Origin of the sequence: Streptomyces sp. NPDC001933 (assembly GCF_042890955.1) — a bacterium.
In the GTDB taxonomy this organism is placed as follows: Bacteria; Actinomycetota; Actinomycetes; order Streptomycetales; family Streptomycetaceae; genus Streptomyces.
In genome coordinates, this window is the sequence record NZ_JBIASS010000002.1 from 203,139 (window position 1) to 221,250 (window position 18,112).

Annotated in this window: 11 protein-coding genes; 1 reads left to right on the forward strand and 10 read right to left on the reverse strand. The window is 71.3% G+C overall.

What is annotated here, in order from left to right:
* Positions 1-169: 169 nt before the first annotated feature.
* The 7 genes from ACFYY7_RS05810 to ACFYY7_RS05840 form a co-directional block, all read right to left on the reverse strand.
* Positions 170-898 (reverse strand): GntR family transcriptional regulator, encoded by a 729-nt coding sequence (locus ACFYY7_RS05810; RefSeq protein ID WP_356079138.1) that lies wholly within the window; start codon positions 896-898, stop codon positions 170-172.
* An 88-nt stretch (positions 899-986) separates the two neighbouring features.
* Positions 987-1,931 (reverse strand): ornithine cyclodeaminase family protein, encoded by a 945-nt coding sequence (locus ACFYY7_RS05815; RefSeq protein ID WP_388657526.1) that lies wholly within the window; start codon positions 1,929-1,931, stop codon positions 987-989.
* Complete coding sequence (locus ACFYY7_RS05820; protein WP_388657529.1) at positions 1,928-2,929, reverse strand: proline racemase family protein; 1,002 nt, start codon at positions 2,927-2,929, stop codon at positions 1,928-1,930. The genes ACFYY7_RS05815 and ACFYY7_RS05820 overlap by 4 nt, the downstream gene beginning before the upstream one ends.
* A gap of 159 nt (positions 2,930-3,088) precedes the next feature.
* Positions 3,089-3,997, reverse strand: coding sequence for a dihydrodipicolinate synthase family protein (locus ACFYY7_RS05825; RefSeq protein WP_388657531.1), 909 nt, complete (start codon positions 3,995-3,997; stop codon positions 3,089-3,091).
* A 136-nt stretch (positions 3,998-4,133) separates the two neighbouring features.
* On the reverse strand, positions 4,134-5,603 hold the full coding sequence (locus ACFYY7_RS05830) for an NAD(P)/FAD-dependent oxidoreductase (RefSeq protein ID WP_388657533.1): 1,470 nt from the start codon (positions 5,601-5,603) through the stop codon (positions 4,134-4,136).
* The gene (locus ACFYY7_RS05835; RefSeq protein ID WP_388657535.1) at positions 5,584-5,910 is read right to left on the reverse strand and encodes a (2Fe-2S)-binding protein; all 327 of its coding nucleotides are present in this window, start codon (positions 5,908-5,910) and stop codon (positions 5,584-5,586) included. Before ACFYY7_RS05835 ends, ACFYY7_RS05830 begins: the two co-directional genes overlap by 20 nt.
* A 40-nt stretch (positions 5,911-5,950) precedes the next feature.
* A complete protein-coding gene (locus ACFYY7_RS05840; RefSeq protein ID WP_388657538.1) occupies positions 5,951-7,141 on the reverse strand; it encodes an NAD(P)/FAD-dependent oxidoreductase in 1,191 nt (396 codons plus the stop codon).
* 154 nt (positions 7,142-7,295) lie between these two features.
* Between ACFYY7_RS05840 and ACFYY7_RS05845 the strand changes: the two genes are divergently transcribed.
* Entirely contained in the window at positions 7,296-10,421 is a 3,126-nt protein-coding gene (locus ACFYY7_RS05845) for an alpha-mannosidase (RefSeq protein WP_388657540.1), read from the forward strand.
* Positions 10,422-10,499: 78 nt separating this feature from the next.
* On the opposite strand, the gene ACFYY7_RS05850 is transcribed toward ACFYY7_RS05845, so the two are convergent.
* The 3 genes from ACFYY7_RS05850 to ACFYY7_RS05860 form a co-directional block, all read right to left on the reverse strand.
* Complete coding sequence (locus ACFYY7_RS05850; RefSeq protein WP_388657543.1) at positions 10,500-12,242, reverse strand: pyruvate dehydrogenase; 1,743 nt, start codon at positions 12,240-12,242, stop codon at positions 10,500-10,502.
* Positions 12,243-12,307: 65 nt separating this feature from the next.
* Positions 12,308-14,053, reverse strand: coding sequence for a protein phosphatase 2C domain-containing protein (locus ACFYY7_RS05855; RefSeq protein ID WP_388657546.1), 1,746 nt, complete (start codon positions 14,051-14,053; stop codon positions 12,308-12,310).
* Positions 14,054-14,180: 127 nt separating this feature from the next.
* Entirely contained in the window at positions 14,181-17,951 is a 3,771-nt protein-coding gene (locus ACFYY7_RS05860) for a S8 family serine peptidase (protein ID WP_388657549.1), read from the reverse strand.
* Positions 17,952-18,112: the final 161 nt, after the last annotated feature.

The following is an 18,112-nucleotide window of genomic DNA, read 5'->3' on the forward strand; positions in this document are numbered from 1 at the left end:
ATGAGAGCCGGGCCCGATAGCCCGGTCTGAGAGCCGGGCCTACGAGCCCGGCCGTTCATCCCGCTTCAACGGCCGCCCGATGGGCGGTCGTTGAAGGGTGGGCCAGCCGACGGTCGAGAACTTCTGCGGAGGAGCGGCGAATGCCGATCGGCGGGCTGCGGGCTGCGGATCAGGCCTCTGCGGCCGGCATCCTCACGCTTCTGATCCGCTTGCCACCCGCGCCCGTACCGTTGGGTTCATCCTCGGCCCAGAGGTTCCTGACATGTGACATATGACCCAGCATGCACCGCTCCGCGCGCTCCGCGTTGCCCGCGATCAGGAGGTCGAGCAGCTGGGCATGCTCCTCTGCGGACTGGACCAACAACCCGGATTCGTCGAGCCGGTTGAGCCCGAACAGACGTGACCGCTTGCGCAGATTGCCGACCTCCTCCACCAAGCGGCGATTTCCCGCCAGGCCGAGCAGTTCGAGATGGAAGCGGCGGTCGGCCTCCAGGTAGCCGAGGATGTCGTGCTCGGCGGCGGCCGCGACGATCGCCTGGGCGAGTGGCCGCAGCGCCTCCAGCTCCTTGGTCCTGCCCATCCGTGCGATGCGGCCGATGGTGGGAACCTCGATCATGACCCGCAGCTCGGTGAAGTCGTCCAGGTCCTGTTCGGTCAACTCCGTTATCCGGAAGCCCTTGTTGCGTACGGCTTCGACCAGACCCTCGCGTGCCAGGTCGAGCATGGCCTCGCGGACCGGGGTGGCGGACACCCCGAAGTCGGCGGCGAGCGCGGGAGCGGAGTAGATCACGCCCGGACGGAGCTCCCCTGCGATCAGGGCCGCCCTGAGGGCGTTGGCCACCTGGTCACGCAAGTGCTCCTGCGCGGAGATGGCGTTGAGCGTCGTCAGGCGGGCCATATCTGTTCCTCCAGCACCGTGCGGGGCCTCAGAATACAATGTCACGTTTCCGTCAGGTCCCGTCGCTCCGGAGCTGTGGACAACTCGCTCAGGGCGCCGAATTCCGGTGCACCGCGGCGGCGACGGCGAGGTCCTCCCAGCCCATTCCGACGCTCTTGAAAAACCGGGGGCCCTCGAAACGGGCCAACTCTCCGCCGGGGGCGCGACCGGTCACCAGCTCGGCGAGGTTGCCGTGGATGTCCTCGGCCCGGAAGGCCCCCTCGGCCATGGGAATCAGCAGATCGCCCGCCTCGGACAGCGCCGCCGACCGTGATTCGACGAAGACGGCGGAGCGGGCCACCAGCGCGGTGTCGACCTCCCGGGCATCAGGGGTGTGCGAGCCGACCGCGACCACCGTCGCCCCGTCCGGTACGAGGGTGCCGTCGAACAGCGGAGTGGCGGAGGTCGTGCAGCAGAGCACCAGGTCGGCCGTGGAGACCTCCTTGGCGCCGGGCGCCTCCGCCGTACGGGCGTCCGTCCCGAGTCGACGGGCATGCGCTGCCAGCGCATCGGCCCGCTGCGGATTGCGGCCGACGACGGTGATCCGTTCGACCTGGCGTTCCGCGAGCACCGCCGTCAGGTGCCCGTACGCCTGGGGGCCCGTTCCGAAGAGCACGAGGTGGCGCACGACGGGACCGGTGAGATGGCGGATCGCGAGCGCGGACACGGCCGGGGTGCGCAGGGTGGTGAGCGCGGCCCCGTCCAACAGGGCGAGCGGCAGCAGGGTGGGAGCGTCGAGCAGCAGATAGCTTCCGGTGATCCGGGGCAGGTCGCGCGCCGGGTTGGCCGGGGCCACCCCGGCGATCTTCACACCGGTCACCTGCTGGGTGGTGGCGGGCATGATCAGCAGCTCCCCGCCGGGCACCGTGACATGGTGCCGGGCGGGGGCCGTTTCCGGATCCAGGCCCCCGCGCAGCGCCGCCTCCAGTGCGTCCACGGCTCCGGTCGGTCCCAGGGCCTCGATGTCGGCGGCGCCGAGCAGGGGCAGGTTCACAGCAGGAATCCTTCGGGGAAGGGGTCGGACGGGTTCAGGAAGAATTGTGCGGTACCGGTGATCCAGGCGCGGCCGGTGACGGTGGGGACCACGGCCGGCAGTCCGCCCACGATGGTCTCCTGGACGAGACGTCCGGTGAACGAGGTGCCGATGAAGGACTCGTTCACGAAGTCGGTGTCCAGGGGGAGTTCACCGCGTGCGTGCAGCTGCGCCATACGGGCCGAGGTGCCGGTCCCGCAGGGCGAGCGGTCGAACCAGCCGGGGTGGATGGCCATCGCGTGCCGGGAGTGGCGGGCGTCGGACCCGGGTGCGATGCACTGCACGTGCTTGAGGCCGTGGATGTCGGGGTTCTCCGGGTGGACGGGCCGGTCGGTGGCGTTGACCGCGTCCATCAGGGCGAGCCCGGCGGCCAGGATGTCGTCCTTGCGCGTCCGGTCGAAGGGCAGCCCGAGGTCGGAGAGGTGAACCATCGCGTAGAAGTTCCCGCCGTAGGCGAGGTCGTAGCGCAGCTTCCCGTAGCCGGGTACGTCCACCACCCGGTCGAGCGCGACACTGAACGCCGGAACGTTGGTGATGGTCACGGCGGTGGCGGCGCCGTCCTTCACCTGTACGTCGACGCTGACGAGCCCGGCCGGGGTGTCCAGCCGCACGGTGGTGACGGGTTCGGTGACCTCCACCATGCCGGTCTCCACCAGAACGGTCGCCACCCCGATGGTGCCGTGCCCGCACATCGGCAGATAGCCGGAGACCTCGATGAAGAGGACGCCGTAGTCCGCGTCCGGCCGGGTGGGCGGCTGAAGGATCGCGCCGCTCATGGAGGCGTGGCCGCGCGGTTCGTACATGAGCAGGGTGCGTACGGCGTCCCGGTGCTCCTGGAAGTAGCTGCGCCGTTCGGCCATCGTCGCACCGGGGATGGTGCCGATGCCTCCGGTGATGACGCGGGTGGGCATCCCCTCGGTGTGTGAGTCGACGGCATGGAAAATGTGACGTGTCTGCAAGGCTCCCCCTGGTTGGTCACGGCGTACACGAGAACGCGGGAACGGGAAGGAACGGGAACGAACAGGCTGGACCGGGCTGGACCGGGCAGCGCCCGGACCAGGCCGCGCCCGGACCGGGCCTGGCGCGGCTCGGCCCGGACGTACGGGCGGGTGCCGGTCTCAGTGCATGCCCTCGGCGAGTGCCTTCTCCGTCGCGGCGCGTACGGCGGCCGCGTCTTCGGCGGGGAGCGGGAACCGCGGCGGCCGGGTACGGCCACCGTGGCGGCCGGCGACGTCCATGGACGCCTTGATGGCCTGGACGAACTCCGGCTTCGAGTCCCACCTCAGCAGCTCGTGCAGTTCCCGGTACAGCGGCAGGGCAGTTGCCATGTCATCGGTGACAGCGGCCCGGTACAGATCCACGCAGGAGGACGGCAACATGTTCGGGCAACCCGCGATCCACCCGACGGCACCGGCGAGTGCCAGCTCCAGCAGTACGTCGTCGGCGCCCACGAGCAGGTCGAGGCCGGGCGCCCGTTCGGCGATCTCGTACGCCCTGCGGACGTCGCCGGTGAACTCCTTGACGGCCACGATGCTGCCGTCCTGGTGGAGGCGGGCAAGCAGGTCGGGAGTCAGGTCCACCTTGGTGTCGTACGGGTTGTTGTACGCGACGACCGGCACTCCGACTTCGGACACGTCGGCGTAGTGGGCGCGCACCGCCGCATCGTCGCAGCGGTAGCCGTTGGGCGGCAGAAGGAGTACGGAACCGGCGCCCGCCTCGGCGGCCCGTTCCGTCCAGCGGCGTGCCTCCGCGCTGCCGTACGCGGAGACGCCCGGCATGACGCGGCTGCCGTCACCCGCGGCCTCGACGGCGACCCGGACGATCTCGTCGCGTTCGTTGTCGGTCAGGGTCTGGTACTCCCCCAGTGAGCCGTTGGGCACCACTCCGTCGCAGCCCGCCTCGATGAGCTGGCGCACATGGGTGGCGTAGGCGTCGTAGTCGATGGTGCAGTCGTCGCGCAGGGTGAGCGGGGTGGCGACCATGACCCCGTGCCAGGGGCGGGTGCGCGAGTCGGTGTTCGTCTGCATCGTGGCTCCTTGAGAGGTGTGACATGTCACGGTGTAGCGGAAAAGCGGAGGACAGTCGGTGGACGCGACGTTCCGGTGGTGTGCGGGAACCTGTCGCGGCGTGCCGTCGGGCTCCGGTTGGAGAGCCGGCCGCGGTCTACCCGGGGCCGGACAGGTCGGCGAGCGTGGAAAGCTTCACGGGGCAGGCCAGCGGGCGCCGGTCCGGGCCGCCCGGCTCCTGCCCGGCGCCGTGCGCGGCGGCCAGTTCACGGACGGCGAATCCGCACGTCCGGCCCTGGCACCACCCCATTCCGGCCCGGGTGAGCAGTTTGACGGTCCTGGTGTCACCGGCTCCCAGCTCCTCGCACGCCGTACGGATCCGGCCCGCGGTGACCTCTTCGCAGCGGCAGACCTCCGTGTCGCCGGTCAGCCACTCGCTCCAGCCGGGCCCCGGCCGGTGCACGGTCCCCATGAGCGCGGCGAAGGCCCGCAGCCGGCGGCGGGAGCGGCGCAGCACGACGGCTCTGCGCGCCTCCTGCCTCCGCACTCCGCCCCGTACCTCACGGGCAATGGAAAGTGCGGCCAACTCACCTTCGTACAAGGCGAGTTCCACACCGCCGACGCCGCCGGTCTCGCCGGCCGCCCAGATCCCGGGGACGGTGGTCCTGAGCTGTTCGTCGAGGGTGACCGCGTGTGTGCCGTCAGGGCCCATACGCGTACCGCAGCCGGCTGCCACGGCGAGTTCGAGCTGCGGCACGAGTCCATGGCCCACGGCCAGCGCGTCGCAGGCGATCCGGCGGCCGGTCCCCGTGACGGGGCGCCATCGACGGTCCACCCTGCTGACGGTCACCGCCTCCACCCGCTCGTCGCCATGCACCTCGGTGACCGCCCGATGGCTCAGCACCCGGACCCGGGCACGGGCCAGTTCCGCCCCGAAGCGGGCCCCTTCCGCCGCCTTGGCGGGGTTGGCGGCCAGAACCCGGGGAACGCGGGCGTACGCCCCGTACCCGGCGGCTTCGACCAGTGCCGGGACGCGCGCCCCCGCACGGGTCAGCGACGCGGCGACCGCCTGCAGCAGCGGCCCGCTGCCCGCGACCACGATGCGGCGCCCCGGCAAAGCCAGCCCGGACTTGAGCATGGCCTGGGCCCCCGCCGCGCCCACCACTCCCGGAAGGGTCCAGCCCGGGAAGGGCAGTTGGCGCTCGTGGGCGCCCGTCGCCAGGATCACCCGGCGGGCCCGGACGGCGGTACGGGCCTCCTCGTCGCCTTCCCCGGCGACCGCGTGCAGGATCCAGTCCCCGTCACCGGTTCGTTCGACCGTCCACACCTGGTGGCGGGTGAGGTGGCGGATCGTGCCGGTGTCGCGGTGCGCGGCCAGCCTTGCGGAGAGTTCCGTGAAGGCACGCCAGTCGTGGTGCAGGGCCTCGGGCCGGGTGGCACCGAGCCCGTCGGCCGGGCTGCGGTAGTACTGCCCGCCGGGTGCGTCGGCCGCGTCCAGCAGGATCACGTCGACCCCGTGGTCGGCGGCGGTGACGGCTGCGGCCAGGCCCGCCGGTCCCGCGCCCACCACGGCGATCGCGGCGCGGTCGGTCTCCCGCGCCCGGGGCTCATCCGTCGAGTGCGGCATGACCGTCGCCCTCCTGCGTGGTGATGGCGTCGCCCGGTGCCGCGGGCAGCAGGCAGGCACGCTGGTTGGGCCGGCCGTTGACGGTGGCCAGGCAGTCGTAGCAGGCGCCGATGGAGCAGAAGGCGCCGCGCGGGCGGCCGTTGACCCGGGTGGTGCGCCAGGTCAGGATGCCCGCCGACCAGAGTGCGGCAGCAATGGTCTGGCCGGGCAGTCCGCGGATCGGGCGGCCGTCGAAGGTCAGCTGGAACTCCGGTTCGGGCGCGGCCCCGACGAGTTCGGCGGGGGTACGTGCGCGGGTGCGTCTCACTGGGTCCTCTCCTGGGGCACGGGCGCCCCGCTCTCCACCGTCATGTGACATCGCACGTGGCATCGGCTGTGGCATCACCTGTGGCATCGAACCGGTCGGGGGCGAACGGCCCGAGATCGAGTGCGGGCCGCTCTCCCCGGATCGCGTCGGCGATCAGCAGTCCGGTCGCGGGCGCCAGCCCGATCCCGGCCCCCTCGTGGCCGCAGGCGTGGAAGAGCCCCGGCACACGGGGGTCCGGTCCGATCGCGGGGAGGTGATCGGGCAGGTAGGGGCGGAATCCGTGGTAGGCACGCATCACCCGCACATCGGCGAGTACGGGGAAGAGCGCGGCGGCTCCGGCCGCCAGTCGGGCCACGACCGGAACGGACAGCGTCCGGTCGAAGCCGACACGTTCGCGGCTCGCCCCGATGAGCACCGGCCCCGAGGGTGTGCCCTCCACCACGGGTGAGGTCTGGAGCGCCGCGGACCCGCTCGACACGTCGCCCACGTACTCCGCCGCGTAGACCTTGTGCCGGATCAGCCGGGGCAGTGGTTCGGTGACCAGTACGAACCCTCTGCGGGGCAGGACCGGCAGGTTCACCCCGGCCAGTGCGGCCAGGTCGCCTCCCCAGGTGCCCGCCGCGTTGACCACGACAGGAGTGCGCAGTTCGCCCCTTGTCGTACGTACCCCGCGTACGGCGCCCTCTCGGTCCCTGAGTATTCCGACCACCTCCTCCCCCGGGCACAAGAGCGCACCGGCGCGTGCCGCCGAACGCAGCAACTGGGCCGCCGCCAGGGCTGGTTGGACCTGGGCGTCCTGCGGGTAGTGACAGCCGCCGGCCAGGTCCGGTGCGAGGTGGGGTTCGATGTCGCGGAGGCGGTCGGACGCGATGGGGTGCGCCTCGACACCCACCGCCCGCTGACCGGCGGCGGTCGCGGACAGGGTGGCCAGGGAGTCCTCGGAGGCGGCGACGACCACGCCGCCCTTGAGCTCGTACTCGATTTCCGGGGGCAGCTCCTCGGCCAGTTGCCGCCACAACGAGGCGGACAGCAGGGCCAGTTCCAACTCCGGTCCAGGCACTTTGTCGGAGACCAGGAGGTTGCCCTCGCCGGCTCCGGTAGTGCCGCCGGAGACCGGCCCGCGGTCGACGACGGCTACGGACAGTCCGGACCGGGAGGTGTAGTAGGCGCAGGCGGCACCGACCATTCCGGCCCCGACGATGACGACATCCACGGGGTGTCTCGTGAGCACGGCAGTAATATGTCACATTGCTCAAGGGTCGCCAAGGGTGCGCACAGGGCCAGTTGATCAATCGTCACCCCGTCGCGCCGCCCGAAGGGGTGCGTGAGCGGCCGCAGGGGAAGTGGAGCCATGACACCCGCAGGCGCCGACCCCTGGAGCCGTGATGCACGACGACCGCACCCTGGTGGAGGACCGCCTCGAACGCGCCCTTCACCAGTTCATCCGCCCCGCCCAGTACCCGGAGCGCACGCCGCTCGCGCTCTCCGTCCGGCACATTCCCGGCGAACCCGTTCCGGTGGCTCAGGTCCTCCAGGAGCCGTTCGAGCCGTTCCGCACCGGCACGGAGTGGGGGAGGCCCTGGTCCACCAGCTGGTTCCGGCTGGAGGGAACCGTGCCGTCGGAGTGGGCGGGGCGGCGGGTCGAGGTGGTCGTGGACCCCGGTTTCTCCGGTCAGGGGCCGGGGTTCCAGGCCGAGGGCATGCTGTACGACACCGCGGGCGTCCCCATCAAGGGCATCCATCCGCGCAATCGCCATCTGACGGTGGCCTCCCCGGCAGCGGGCGGCGAGCCGGTCTCGCTGCTGCTGGAGGCGGCGGCCAACCCCGCCGTACTGGAACACGGCTTCGTGCCGACCCCGCTCGGGGACGTGACGACGGCGGGTGACCGGCCGCTCTACCGGTTCGCCGCCGCGGAGCTGGCGGTGCTGGACGAGGAGGTCTGGCATCTGGTCCTGGACATCGAGGTGCTCTCCGAGCTGATGCGGGAGCTGCCCGTCGAGCGTTCCCGGCGCCACGAGATCCTGCGCTCGCTGGAGCGCATGCTCGACGCGCTGGATCTGCACGACGTGGCGGGCACGGCGCGGGCCGGCCGGGACGAGCTGACCGAAGCGTTGTCCCGCCCCGCCGCGGCGAGCGCGCACCGGATCTCGGCCGCCGGTCACGCGCACATCGACTCGGCGTGGCTGTGGCCGCTGCGCGAGACGGTGCGCAAGGCCTCGCGCACCTTCGCCAATGTCACCGCGCTGGCCCAGGACTACCCGGAGCTGGTCTTCGCGGCCTCGCAGGCCCAGCAGTACGCCTGGGTGAAGGAGCACCAGCCGCACATCTGGGAGCGGATCGAGCGGGCCGTGGCGGACGGGCAGTGGGTGCCCGTGGGGTCGATGTGGGTGGAGTCCGATGCCAACATGCCCGGCGGCGAGGCACTGGCCCGGCAGCTCGTGCACGGCAAGAGGTTCTTCGAGCAGGAGCTGGGGGTGGAGACCGAGGAGATCTGGCTGCCGGACTCCTTCGGCTACACGGCCGCCTTCCCGCAGCTGGCCCGGCTGGCGGGGGTGAAGTGGTTCCTGACCCAGAAGCTGTCCTGGAACCAGAGCAATAAAATGCCACATCACACCTTCTGGTGGGAGGGCATCGACGGGACCAGGGTCTTCACCCATTTCCCGCCCGTGGACACGTACAACGCCCAGTTCCACGGCGGCGAACTCGCCCACGCCGAAAGCAACTTCGCCGAGAAGGGGCTCGCGACCCGCTCCCTCGTCCCGTTCGGCTGGGGTGACGGCGGGGGCGGGCCAACCCGCGAGATGCTGGAGAAGGCGCGCAGGCTCAAGGACCTGGAGGGTTCGCCGAGGGTCGCCATCGAGCGGCCGGCGGCGTTCTTCGCGGCGGCCGAGGAGGAGTACGGGGAGCAGGCTCCGGTCTGGTCGGGCGAGCTGTACCTGGAGCTACACCGGGCCACGTACACCACCCAGGCCAAGACCAAACAGGGCAACCGCCGCAGCGAACACCTGCTCCGCGAGGCGGAGTTGTGGGCCACGGCAGCGGCCCTGCGCAACCCCGGCCCCGGCCGGGGCTACGCATATCCCTACGAGAGGCTGGACCGGCTGTGGAAGACGGTCCTGCTGCATCAGTTCCACGACATCCTGCCCGGCTCGTCGATCGCCTGGGTGCACCGCGAGGCCCGCGAGACCTATGAGCGGGTACGTGCGGAACTGGCGGATCTGGTGGCGGACGCGGTGGCGGCACTGGGCGGCGCCCAGGGTCTGGTGGCGCTCAACTCGTCCCCGTACCGCCGCCGCGAAGTGGTCGAGCTGGACGCTGAGGCCGGCGCGGTGCTGCCCTCCGGCGCGCAGGTGCAGCACCTGGGCGGCGGCCGCACGGCGGTACTGGCCGATGCTCCGGGGCTCGGCGCGGGTTCGCTGGACGGTTCGGCGGTGCCGGAGCAGCCCGTCAGCGCGACCGGGTCCGCGGACGAGGGGCTCGTGCTCGACAACGGGCTGCTGCGCGTGGTGATCGACGGCGACGGACTGATCGCCGCCGTCCGCGATCTCGTCGCGGGGCGGGACGTCCTCGTCCCCGGCCACCGGGCCAACCTCCTCCAGCTGCACCCCGATCACCCCAACCACTGGGACGCCTGGGACATCGACCGGCACTACCGCCGTACCCGGACCGATCTCACCGGCGCCGACTCCGTCGAGCTGGTGGAGGAAGGTCCGTTGCGGGCCGCGGTCCGCGTCCGGCGCTCCTTCGGGAAGTCACATGTCACACAGGACATCCGGCTGAGCGCGGGCAGCCGTCGGATCGACATCGACACCGAGGTCGACTGGCGGGAGTCGGAGAAGGTCCTCAAGGCGGCGTTCCCGCTCGATGTGCACGCCGAACGCTCCACGTCCGAGATCCAGTTCGGCCACATCCACCGCCCGACGCACGACAACACCGGCTGGGACGCCGCCCGTTTCGAGATCTGTGCCCACCGCTGGCTGCGGGTCGCCGAGCCGGGGTACGGCGTCACATTGCTCAACGACTCGACGTACGGGCACGACGTGACCCGGACCCCGCACGGTTCGGGCCTCGGCACGACCGTACGGCTGACGCTGCTGCGCGCCCCGCACAGCCCCGACCCGGAGACCGATCTCGGCCGGCACCGGTTCGGCTACGCGCTGGCGCCGGGCGGCGAGATCACCGACGCGGTACGGGAGGGTCTCGCGCTCAACCTGCCGCTGCGGGCCGCGGTGGCACCGGCTCTGCCGTCGCTGGTCGACACGGGGCACCCGGCGGTGACGGTCGAGTCGGTGAAGCTCGCCGAGGACCGCAGCGGCGATGTGATCCTGCGGCTGTACGAATCGGCGGGCGGCCGCGCGGGCACCACACTGCGGGTCGGCTTCCCCGTCGTCCGGGCCACGGTCACCGACCTGCTGGAACGACCGCTGCGTGAGGCGGAGACCGACGAGCACGGTCTCGTGCTGTCGCTGCGGCCGTTCCAGATCCTGACACTGCGACTCACCCCGGCCTGACACCGCTACTGGCCCCGCTACTGGCCCCGGCCTGACGCTGCGGCTGGCCCCGGCCTGATCCGGGCGCGAGCCGCCGGTTCAGGGGCGGGGCACGTTCCGCAGGTTGGAGCGGGCCATCTGGACCATCCGGCCCACTCCCCCGTCCAACACGATCTTGCTCGCGGAGAGTGCGAAACCGGTCACCATCTCGGCGCTGATCTTCGGCGGGATGGAGAGGGCGTTGGGGTCGGTGACGACATCGACGAGCGCCGGGCCCTTGTGCTTGAAGGCGTCCTTGAGGGCGCCTTCGAGCTGCTTGGGCTTCTCCACCCGCACCCCGTACGCCCCGGAAGCTCGGGCGATGGCGGCGAAGTCCGGGTTCTTGTTGGTCGTCCCGAACGACGGCAGGCCCGCGACCAGCATCTCCAACTCGACCATGCTCAGCGATGAGTTGTTGAACAGTACGACCTTCACCGGCAGGTCGTACTGCACCAATGTCAGGAAGTCGCCCATCAGCATGGTGAATCCGCCGTCGCCGGACATCGAGACCACTTGGCGGTTCCGGTCGGTGAACTGGGCGCCGATGGCCTGCGGGAGCGCGTTGGCCATCGAGCCGTGGCTGAACGATCCGATGACACGGCGCTTTCCGTTGGGTGAGAGATACCGTGCGGCCCATACGTTGCACATGCCGGTGTCCACGGTGAACACGGCGTCGTCGTCGGCCAGCTCGTCCAGCACCGAGGCGACGTACTCCGGATGGATCGGGACGTGCTTCTCGACCTTGCGGGTGTACGCCTTGATCACGCCCTCCAGCGCTTCGGCGTGCTTCTTCAGCATCCGGTCGAGGAACTTGCGGTCGGTCTTGGCCTTCACCTGCGGGGTCAGACAGCGCAAGGTCTCGCGGACATCCCCCCAGACCGCCAGATCCAGCTTGGAACGGCGGCCCAGGTGCTCGGGGCGCACATCGACCTGGACGATCTTCACATCGGACGGGAGGAAGGCGTTGTACGGGAAGTCGGTGCCGAGCAGGATGAGCAGATCGCACTCATTGGTCGCCTCGTAGGCGGCACCGTAGCCGAGCAGACCGCTCATCCCGACGTCGTACGGGTTGTCGTACTGGATCCACTCCTTGCCGCGCAGTGCGTGCCCGACCGGGGCCTTCACCCGTTCGGCGAACTCCATCACCTCGGCGTGGGCGCCTGCCGTTCCGCTGCCGCAGAACAATGTCACACGTTTCGCCTCGTCGACCATCCGGCGGAGCTTGTCGATCTCCTCGTCACCGGGCCGGACCGTCGGCCGTGAGGTGACCAGTGCGTGCTCGACGGACTTCTCCGGGGCGGGCTGCGATGCAATGTCACCCGGCATCGTGACGACGCTGACCCCGCCCCGGCCGATCGCGTGCTGAATGGCCGTCTGGAGCAGCCGGGGCATCTGCTGCGGATTGGAGATCATCTCGTTGTAGTGGCTGCACTCCTGGAAGAGCAGCTCCGGATGGGTCTCCTGGAAGTAGCCGAGCCCGATCTCGCTCGACGGGATGTGCGAGGCGAGGGCGAGCACGGGGGCCATGGAACGGTGTGCGTCGTAGAGGCCGTTGATGAGGTGCAGGTTGCCGGGGCCGCACGATCCGGCGCAGGCCGCCAGCGAGCCCGTGATCTGGGCCTCCGCACCGGCGGCGAAAGCGGCGGTCTCCTCGTGCCGGACCTGGATCCAGTCGATGGCCCGGTTGCGGCGGATGGCGTCGACGACCGGGTTGAGGCTGTCACCGACGACGCCGTACATACGCTTGACGCCCGCCCGGACGAGGATGTCGACGAACTGCTCCGACACGTTCTGCTTGGCCATGGGTGCGTACCCTTTCCGCGCTTCGGCTTCCGGACTCCGCATCCATCAACCCATGGCCCGCGCGGTTACGCCTCCCAGACGCCCACGCCAGTACGGTCGTCGGAGTACCCCTTCACCCGGAGCTGGGTGTCCGCGAGGAACGCCACGAGCCCGGGTGCACCTTCGGGGGCCCAGCGTCCGGCAAGTTCCTGGGCGAGGGCGGGCTCGCTGCGCAGCGGTTCGGCCAGTCCGGGGCTGCACAGCAGCAGCGTGTCTCCCGACCGGGCCACCGAGCCCCGGAAGCGGAACGGTTCTGCGGGCGGGCCGGGCAGGCCGGGCGGATCGGGCGGGGCCTCGGCATGGGGCGGCGCGGATGTGGCGACGGCCAGATCCATGGTGAGGCGGTCACCGCCGGGGCCGCTCTCGGCGAACGCGGCCCCGGATTCGGCCCCGGAGCCGGCTTCGGACCCGGACCCGTACCCTGATTCGGTCCCGGCCACAGCCGCGGCTCCGACTCCGGACCTGGGGTCCGTGCCGAGGTCACCGGCTGCCGGGACCACCGGTTCGAGGTCCTGCCAGACGCCGTCGCGCAGCCGGAAGAGTCCACCGGCGCCGATGCCGAAGAAGATCCGGGTGCGGCAGTCGGGGTCCGCCGACAGCAGGAGGCAGCGCAGGCCCGCCGTGTACTGCTGCGGCGCCACCCCCAGCTCGGCGGCGCGGGCCCGCAGCTTGCCGTACGTGCGGTCGGTGAGACGGTGCAGTCCGGATTTGAGCTCTCCGCGGCGGCCCCCCCTTATGTCCTCGGAGAGCCGGGCGTGGCTGCGGCCGACCGCTGCGCCGATCCAGCGGCAGGCGTCGGCCGCCGCCAGATGTGCCGATTCGGTGGCGCGGGCCCCGGTGGCGACGGCGACCAGGACCAGGGCGCGTTCGTCGGTACCGAAGCGGGCGGTGAGCAGCGCGTCGCGGCGGGGCTCACCGCGGAACCGCGCGGAGTCCCCGCGCACGGAGGCGGCGCGCAGGGTGTACGTGCCGTAGCGGGCGCCGTCGAGCACGGTGTCGGCGACGATGCCGTCCAGCTCCACCGGGACGGCGGCGGGCAGCGCGGTGGGTTCGGCGTCGCAGGTCGGTGGCCGGTCACCCACGTGGCCGATCACTGGGCGGGAGACGGGACCGGATTCACGTTCGGCCTCCGGTGCGGGTGCGACGGAAGCGGCGGGTGCGGTCGGTGCGACAGGTGGGCCCGGTGTGACGAGTGCAGTGGACGTGGCGGGGGCGGTGGACGTGGCGGGGGCGGTGGACGTGGCGGGGGCGGTGGACGTGGCCGATGCGGTGACGGGTGCCTGCGAGGCGACGGGTTTCCCGGCGACCGGCTGCCTGGGCAGCGGCGGCACCGACGGGGGAGGCGGAGCGGACGGCGGGGGCGGCGGACCCGCGGGAACCGGCGGGGCGGCGAAGGTACGCGGCTGCGTCGGACCGGCCGGGGGCGCCCCCGGCGCACGTACGGTCACGGCGGGCGGCTCCCACGGAGCACGCTCCCGTACCGCCCCCTCCCGCACCGCACCCTCCCCCGTCGGCCGGGGCACCTCCACCGTCCCCGGCCCGGACGCCACCACCGCCTCCGCCTCGGGCGGCGCCCCGGCACCCCCGTCGGCTCCCCCGCCGCCGCCCGGACCCACCGCTTCCGACGCCGAGTCGAAACGGTCGTCGAGACTGTCCGGGTCGTCGAGCCTGTCGGCCGCGTCGCTCGTCCCGGTGTCCCGGGCGTTCTCGTCGTACAGCCTGCGCCACCAGTCGTCCTCGTGGGCGGCGGGCTTCTCCCCCTGCTGACTCATGTCCTTATTGTCGACCGCGGGGGCCGTACGAAAACGGGTCATCCGGAAATAGTGGCCCCGGACATGGGTCCGCCGGGCGTCCCCACCCCCCACGGGAAGGACGCCCGGCGGACCGGTCAGGACGTGATCAGCGCACGGCGTACGCGTCGGTCACGGTCTGGATGACGGAGTTACCGTTGGCGTCCGTCAGTTCGGTCTTCAGGGTGACCGGCTTGCCGGCCGCGCCCGCGTGGTTCACGGTCGCGGTCCACCGGCCGTCCTTCTGTGCGGTGGTCGCCTCGGTCCAGGTCTTCCCACCGTCGTAGGAGTAAGAGACCTTGGCCGCGGTCAGCTTGCCGGGCGTGTAGCCGGCGTGACCAGTGACGCTGAGACCGATCTTCTGACCGTCCTCGGCCGCGAGGGTCTTGAGCCCGTCCGAGTCCAGGTCGTAGCCCGGGAAGAGCAGCGGGATGCCCTGGGAGTACGCGTTCTCGTCCCGCTTCGAACGGAACTTCCAGGTGGTCTCGGTGCTGGTGGAGCGCTTCCACACGGCGGCGGGCTGGCCGAACCGGGTGGTCCTCATGGTGAGTTCGTACGCGGCGTCCTCCGCCGGGACGGTGAACACCCCGGACGGCCAGCCGGACTCGCCGATCACCTTGCCGCCGCTGGACAGGCTCATGCTGCCCATGTCACCGAAGGAGCCCTGGAGACCGGCGTGCTCGCTGTCGCTCCAGAAGCCCGGGGCGACGCCGATCAGGTTGTCCTGGCGCTCGGCGGCGAGCTGGGGCTTGCCCGCGGCGTCGCGCGGGGCGGCGGGGGCGGGGATGCCCCGGTACCAGTTCTCCGTGCGCTTCGAGCCGGCCGTGTAGGTGCGCGGCTGGTCGACCATCATCTCGCCCCAGGGGAAGCTGGAGGAGATGTAGCGGACCCACGCGGTGTCGCCCGCCGAGTAGTACTCGGTGCGCTTGCTGGGGGCGGCGACGTAGCTGGTGACGCCGGAGAACGCACCGCCGTACGGCCGGTTGACGATCATCATGTCGACGTAGTCCGCCGCGAGGCCCATCGCCTCGTAGTTGGCGGTGACCTTGCCGAGCTTGGTGTCGCGGACCTTGTAGGTGCGGTCCGAGGTGACCGGGCCGGTCTCGGGGAAGGCCAGGTTGTAGACGAACGGGCTGACCGCGGTGGCCTTCCAGCTCAGCTCGACCGGGCCGTCGGCCAGGGCGGCCTTCAGCGCGTCGGCCTCGTCGGCCTCGATGCCGAGTGCCGGCAGCGTCGACGCGGCGTAGCCGACGGACGGCTGCCAGGGTCCTGCGGACGGGCGGTGGGTGATGATGGCCTTGGCGCCGGCTGCCTTGGCTTCGCGCACCTGGCCGTACACGTTGTTGTTGCCGTCACCGACCTGGACCAGGGCGATCTTTCCGGCAACGTCCGCGGTCTTCAGCTCGGCGGGGGTACCGGTGCCGGCGTCGACGAGGGCGGCCTTGCCGGTGCCGTCGAGGTTGACGGAGCCGGTGCTCGCCGTCCTCGGGTGCAGTTCGATGCCGCCGACGACCGACAGATTCTCGATCTGCGGGGCGTACGCGCGCCAGAAGCTGGCGAACTCGAAGTCGCCGTCACTGGCCCTGCCCTGCACGTCGGCCAGGTAGTTCTTGACCGCGGAGCCACCGGAGATGGAGCCCGAGTGCAGCCAGACATCGTCCCAGGTGCGGCCGAAGGCGAGCGTAGTGGAGCGGCTCTCGGAGGCGCGGTCCTCGGTCTTCACCTGGATCCGGTGCGCCTTGCGGGCGTCCAGGACCAGGGTCGTGTCCTTGGTGACGTCGACCTGGGGCCGCGCGAGGTAGGCGACGGACTCGTCCGCGTTGCCGGTGGCGTCCTTCGGGTCGGCCGTGGTGACGAAGCCGGAGACGAAGTACGCGCCGGGGCGCACCTGGTAGACCTGGTCGGCGGAACCGTCGTTGAAGCGGCGCTCGCCGCTGGAGTCGTCGGTGCCGATCACGTCGAGCGAGGAGGAGCCGCCGGCGGGCTTGCCGGCGCCGTCGACGAGCTTGACCCGCAGCGTGACAGTCTCGGCCCCGACGTACAGCGAGAACGGGGTGGAGACCTTGGCGCCGCCGGGGCCGGTGGCCAGCACGCGTCCGGTGACGTCACCGTACTGCGCGGCCTTCAGCTTGGCCGTCGGGTCGATCTGCAGCGGGACCTTGACGGTGGTTCCGGCCGGGACGGTGACGGTGTCCGCGTCGAGCTTCGCGACGGAGGAACGGACGGCCGAGCCGTCGTTGCCGGTGACGCCCTGCACGCTCAGCGACAGCTTCACCGGCTTGGTGCCGGAGTTGGTGTACGGGACGTCGACCGTGGTGCGGTCGGTCCGGTCCTGCGGCCAGTTGTAGGTGCCGCCCTGGATGGCGGGGGCGCCGACGACGGTGGTGTCGATGGCGGCCTTGACGTCGAGGCGGCCGCCGCCGGTCTCGCGTACGTCGCCGGGGATGTCGCTCTTCGCGGACGAGACGAGCGCCGCCTTGATCTGCTGGGCGGTCCAGTCCGGGTGACGCTGCTTCACGATGGCCGCGGCGCCCGCGACATGCGGGGTGGCCATCGACGTACCCGACATCGACTGGTACGCGTAGACGCCGCGGCCACCGGCCGCCGCGGCCGAGATGGCGACGCCGGGAGCGGTGATCTCGGGCTTGAGGGTGTGCGATCCGATGACCGGGCCGCGGCTGGAGAACTGGGCCGTGGTGTCGTCGCGGTCGACGGCGCCGACGGTCAGCACGCTCGGGGCGCAGCCGGGCGAGGAGACGGTGTTGAACGTCGGGCCCGAGTTGCCGGCCGCGATCACGAACAAGGTGCCCTTGCTCTGCGCGAGTTCCTCGGCGGCGACGCTCATCGGGTCGGTGCAGTCCGTCGGTTCCGGGCTGCCGAGGCTCATGGAGACGACATCGGCCTTCTGGTCGACGGCCCACTGCATGCCGGCGATGATCCAGGACTCGGCGCCGGAGCCGCTGTCGTTGAGGACCTTGCCCGCGAGCAGGTCGGCGCCGGGGGCGACGCCCTTCTTCTTGCCGCCGCTGGCCGCGCCGGAGCCGCCGACGGTGGAGATGGTGTGGGTGCCGTGGCCCTGGCGGTCGTCGGTGGAGTCGGAGTCGGTGAAGTTCTCCGAGGCGGCGACCCGGCCCTTGAGGTCGGGGTGTTCGGCGTCGACACCGGTGTCGAGGACGGCGACCTTGGTGCCCTTGCCGTCGTATCCGGCGGCCCAGGCGAGGTCGGCGCCGACCTGCTTCGTCGACTTGTCGAGGGTGGCCTGAACCTTGCGGTCGAGCCAGAGCTTCTTCATGCCGGAGGCCGAGAAGGAACGGGCGCCACGGGTGACGTCCGACCAGAAGTCGGCGGCCTTCTCCTTCTCCGCCTTGAGCGCGAGACCGCCGATGGCGTCGAGCGCGAGTCCGCGCTTGGCGCCGCGCGGGGTGGCGAAGGTGGAGCGGGCCTGGCCCTCGCCGTAAACCGCGATCAGCGGCAGCGACTTGGTGTGGGCGTCGTCGTAGCCCTGCCGGATGAGGCCGGTGACGTTGAAGAGCTCCTCGTCGACCTTGCCCTCGGCGAGCGCGGCGGCGGCGCTCTCGGGGTAGACGTAGAGGTCCTTGCCGGACTGCCTGGTCTGCACCAGGGGGACGGTGCCGTCCTCGCGGGGCAGCGCGGTGGCCGAGTCGGCCCCCGAACTGTCCTTGCTCACCAGGACCTTGTCACCGGTGACCAGGGTCACGGTGACCGACTTGTCCTTCTTGGCTTCGGCGGCCGAACTGCCGGTCAGTGCTCTCTTCCCTGTCGCATCGTCCTGCGGCGCTGCCGCGGACGGTGCGATCGCGGTGACGGCCAGGACGGCGGCGGTGGCCGCGCCCAGCGCCGTACGCGATATCGGACGCATCGTTCTCCCCAAGTGAATCCGGAACCAATCAGCGCAAACCGCAGTCTTCCGGAGGTTGTTGGTACTTCGGTGGCGCCACATTGGCAGAGCGCCAGGCGATAAAGGGATGATGTACACGGCGGGTTTACGCCGTGGCCGCTTTCCGCCATGGACGGACACCC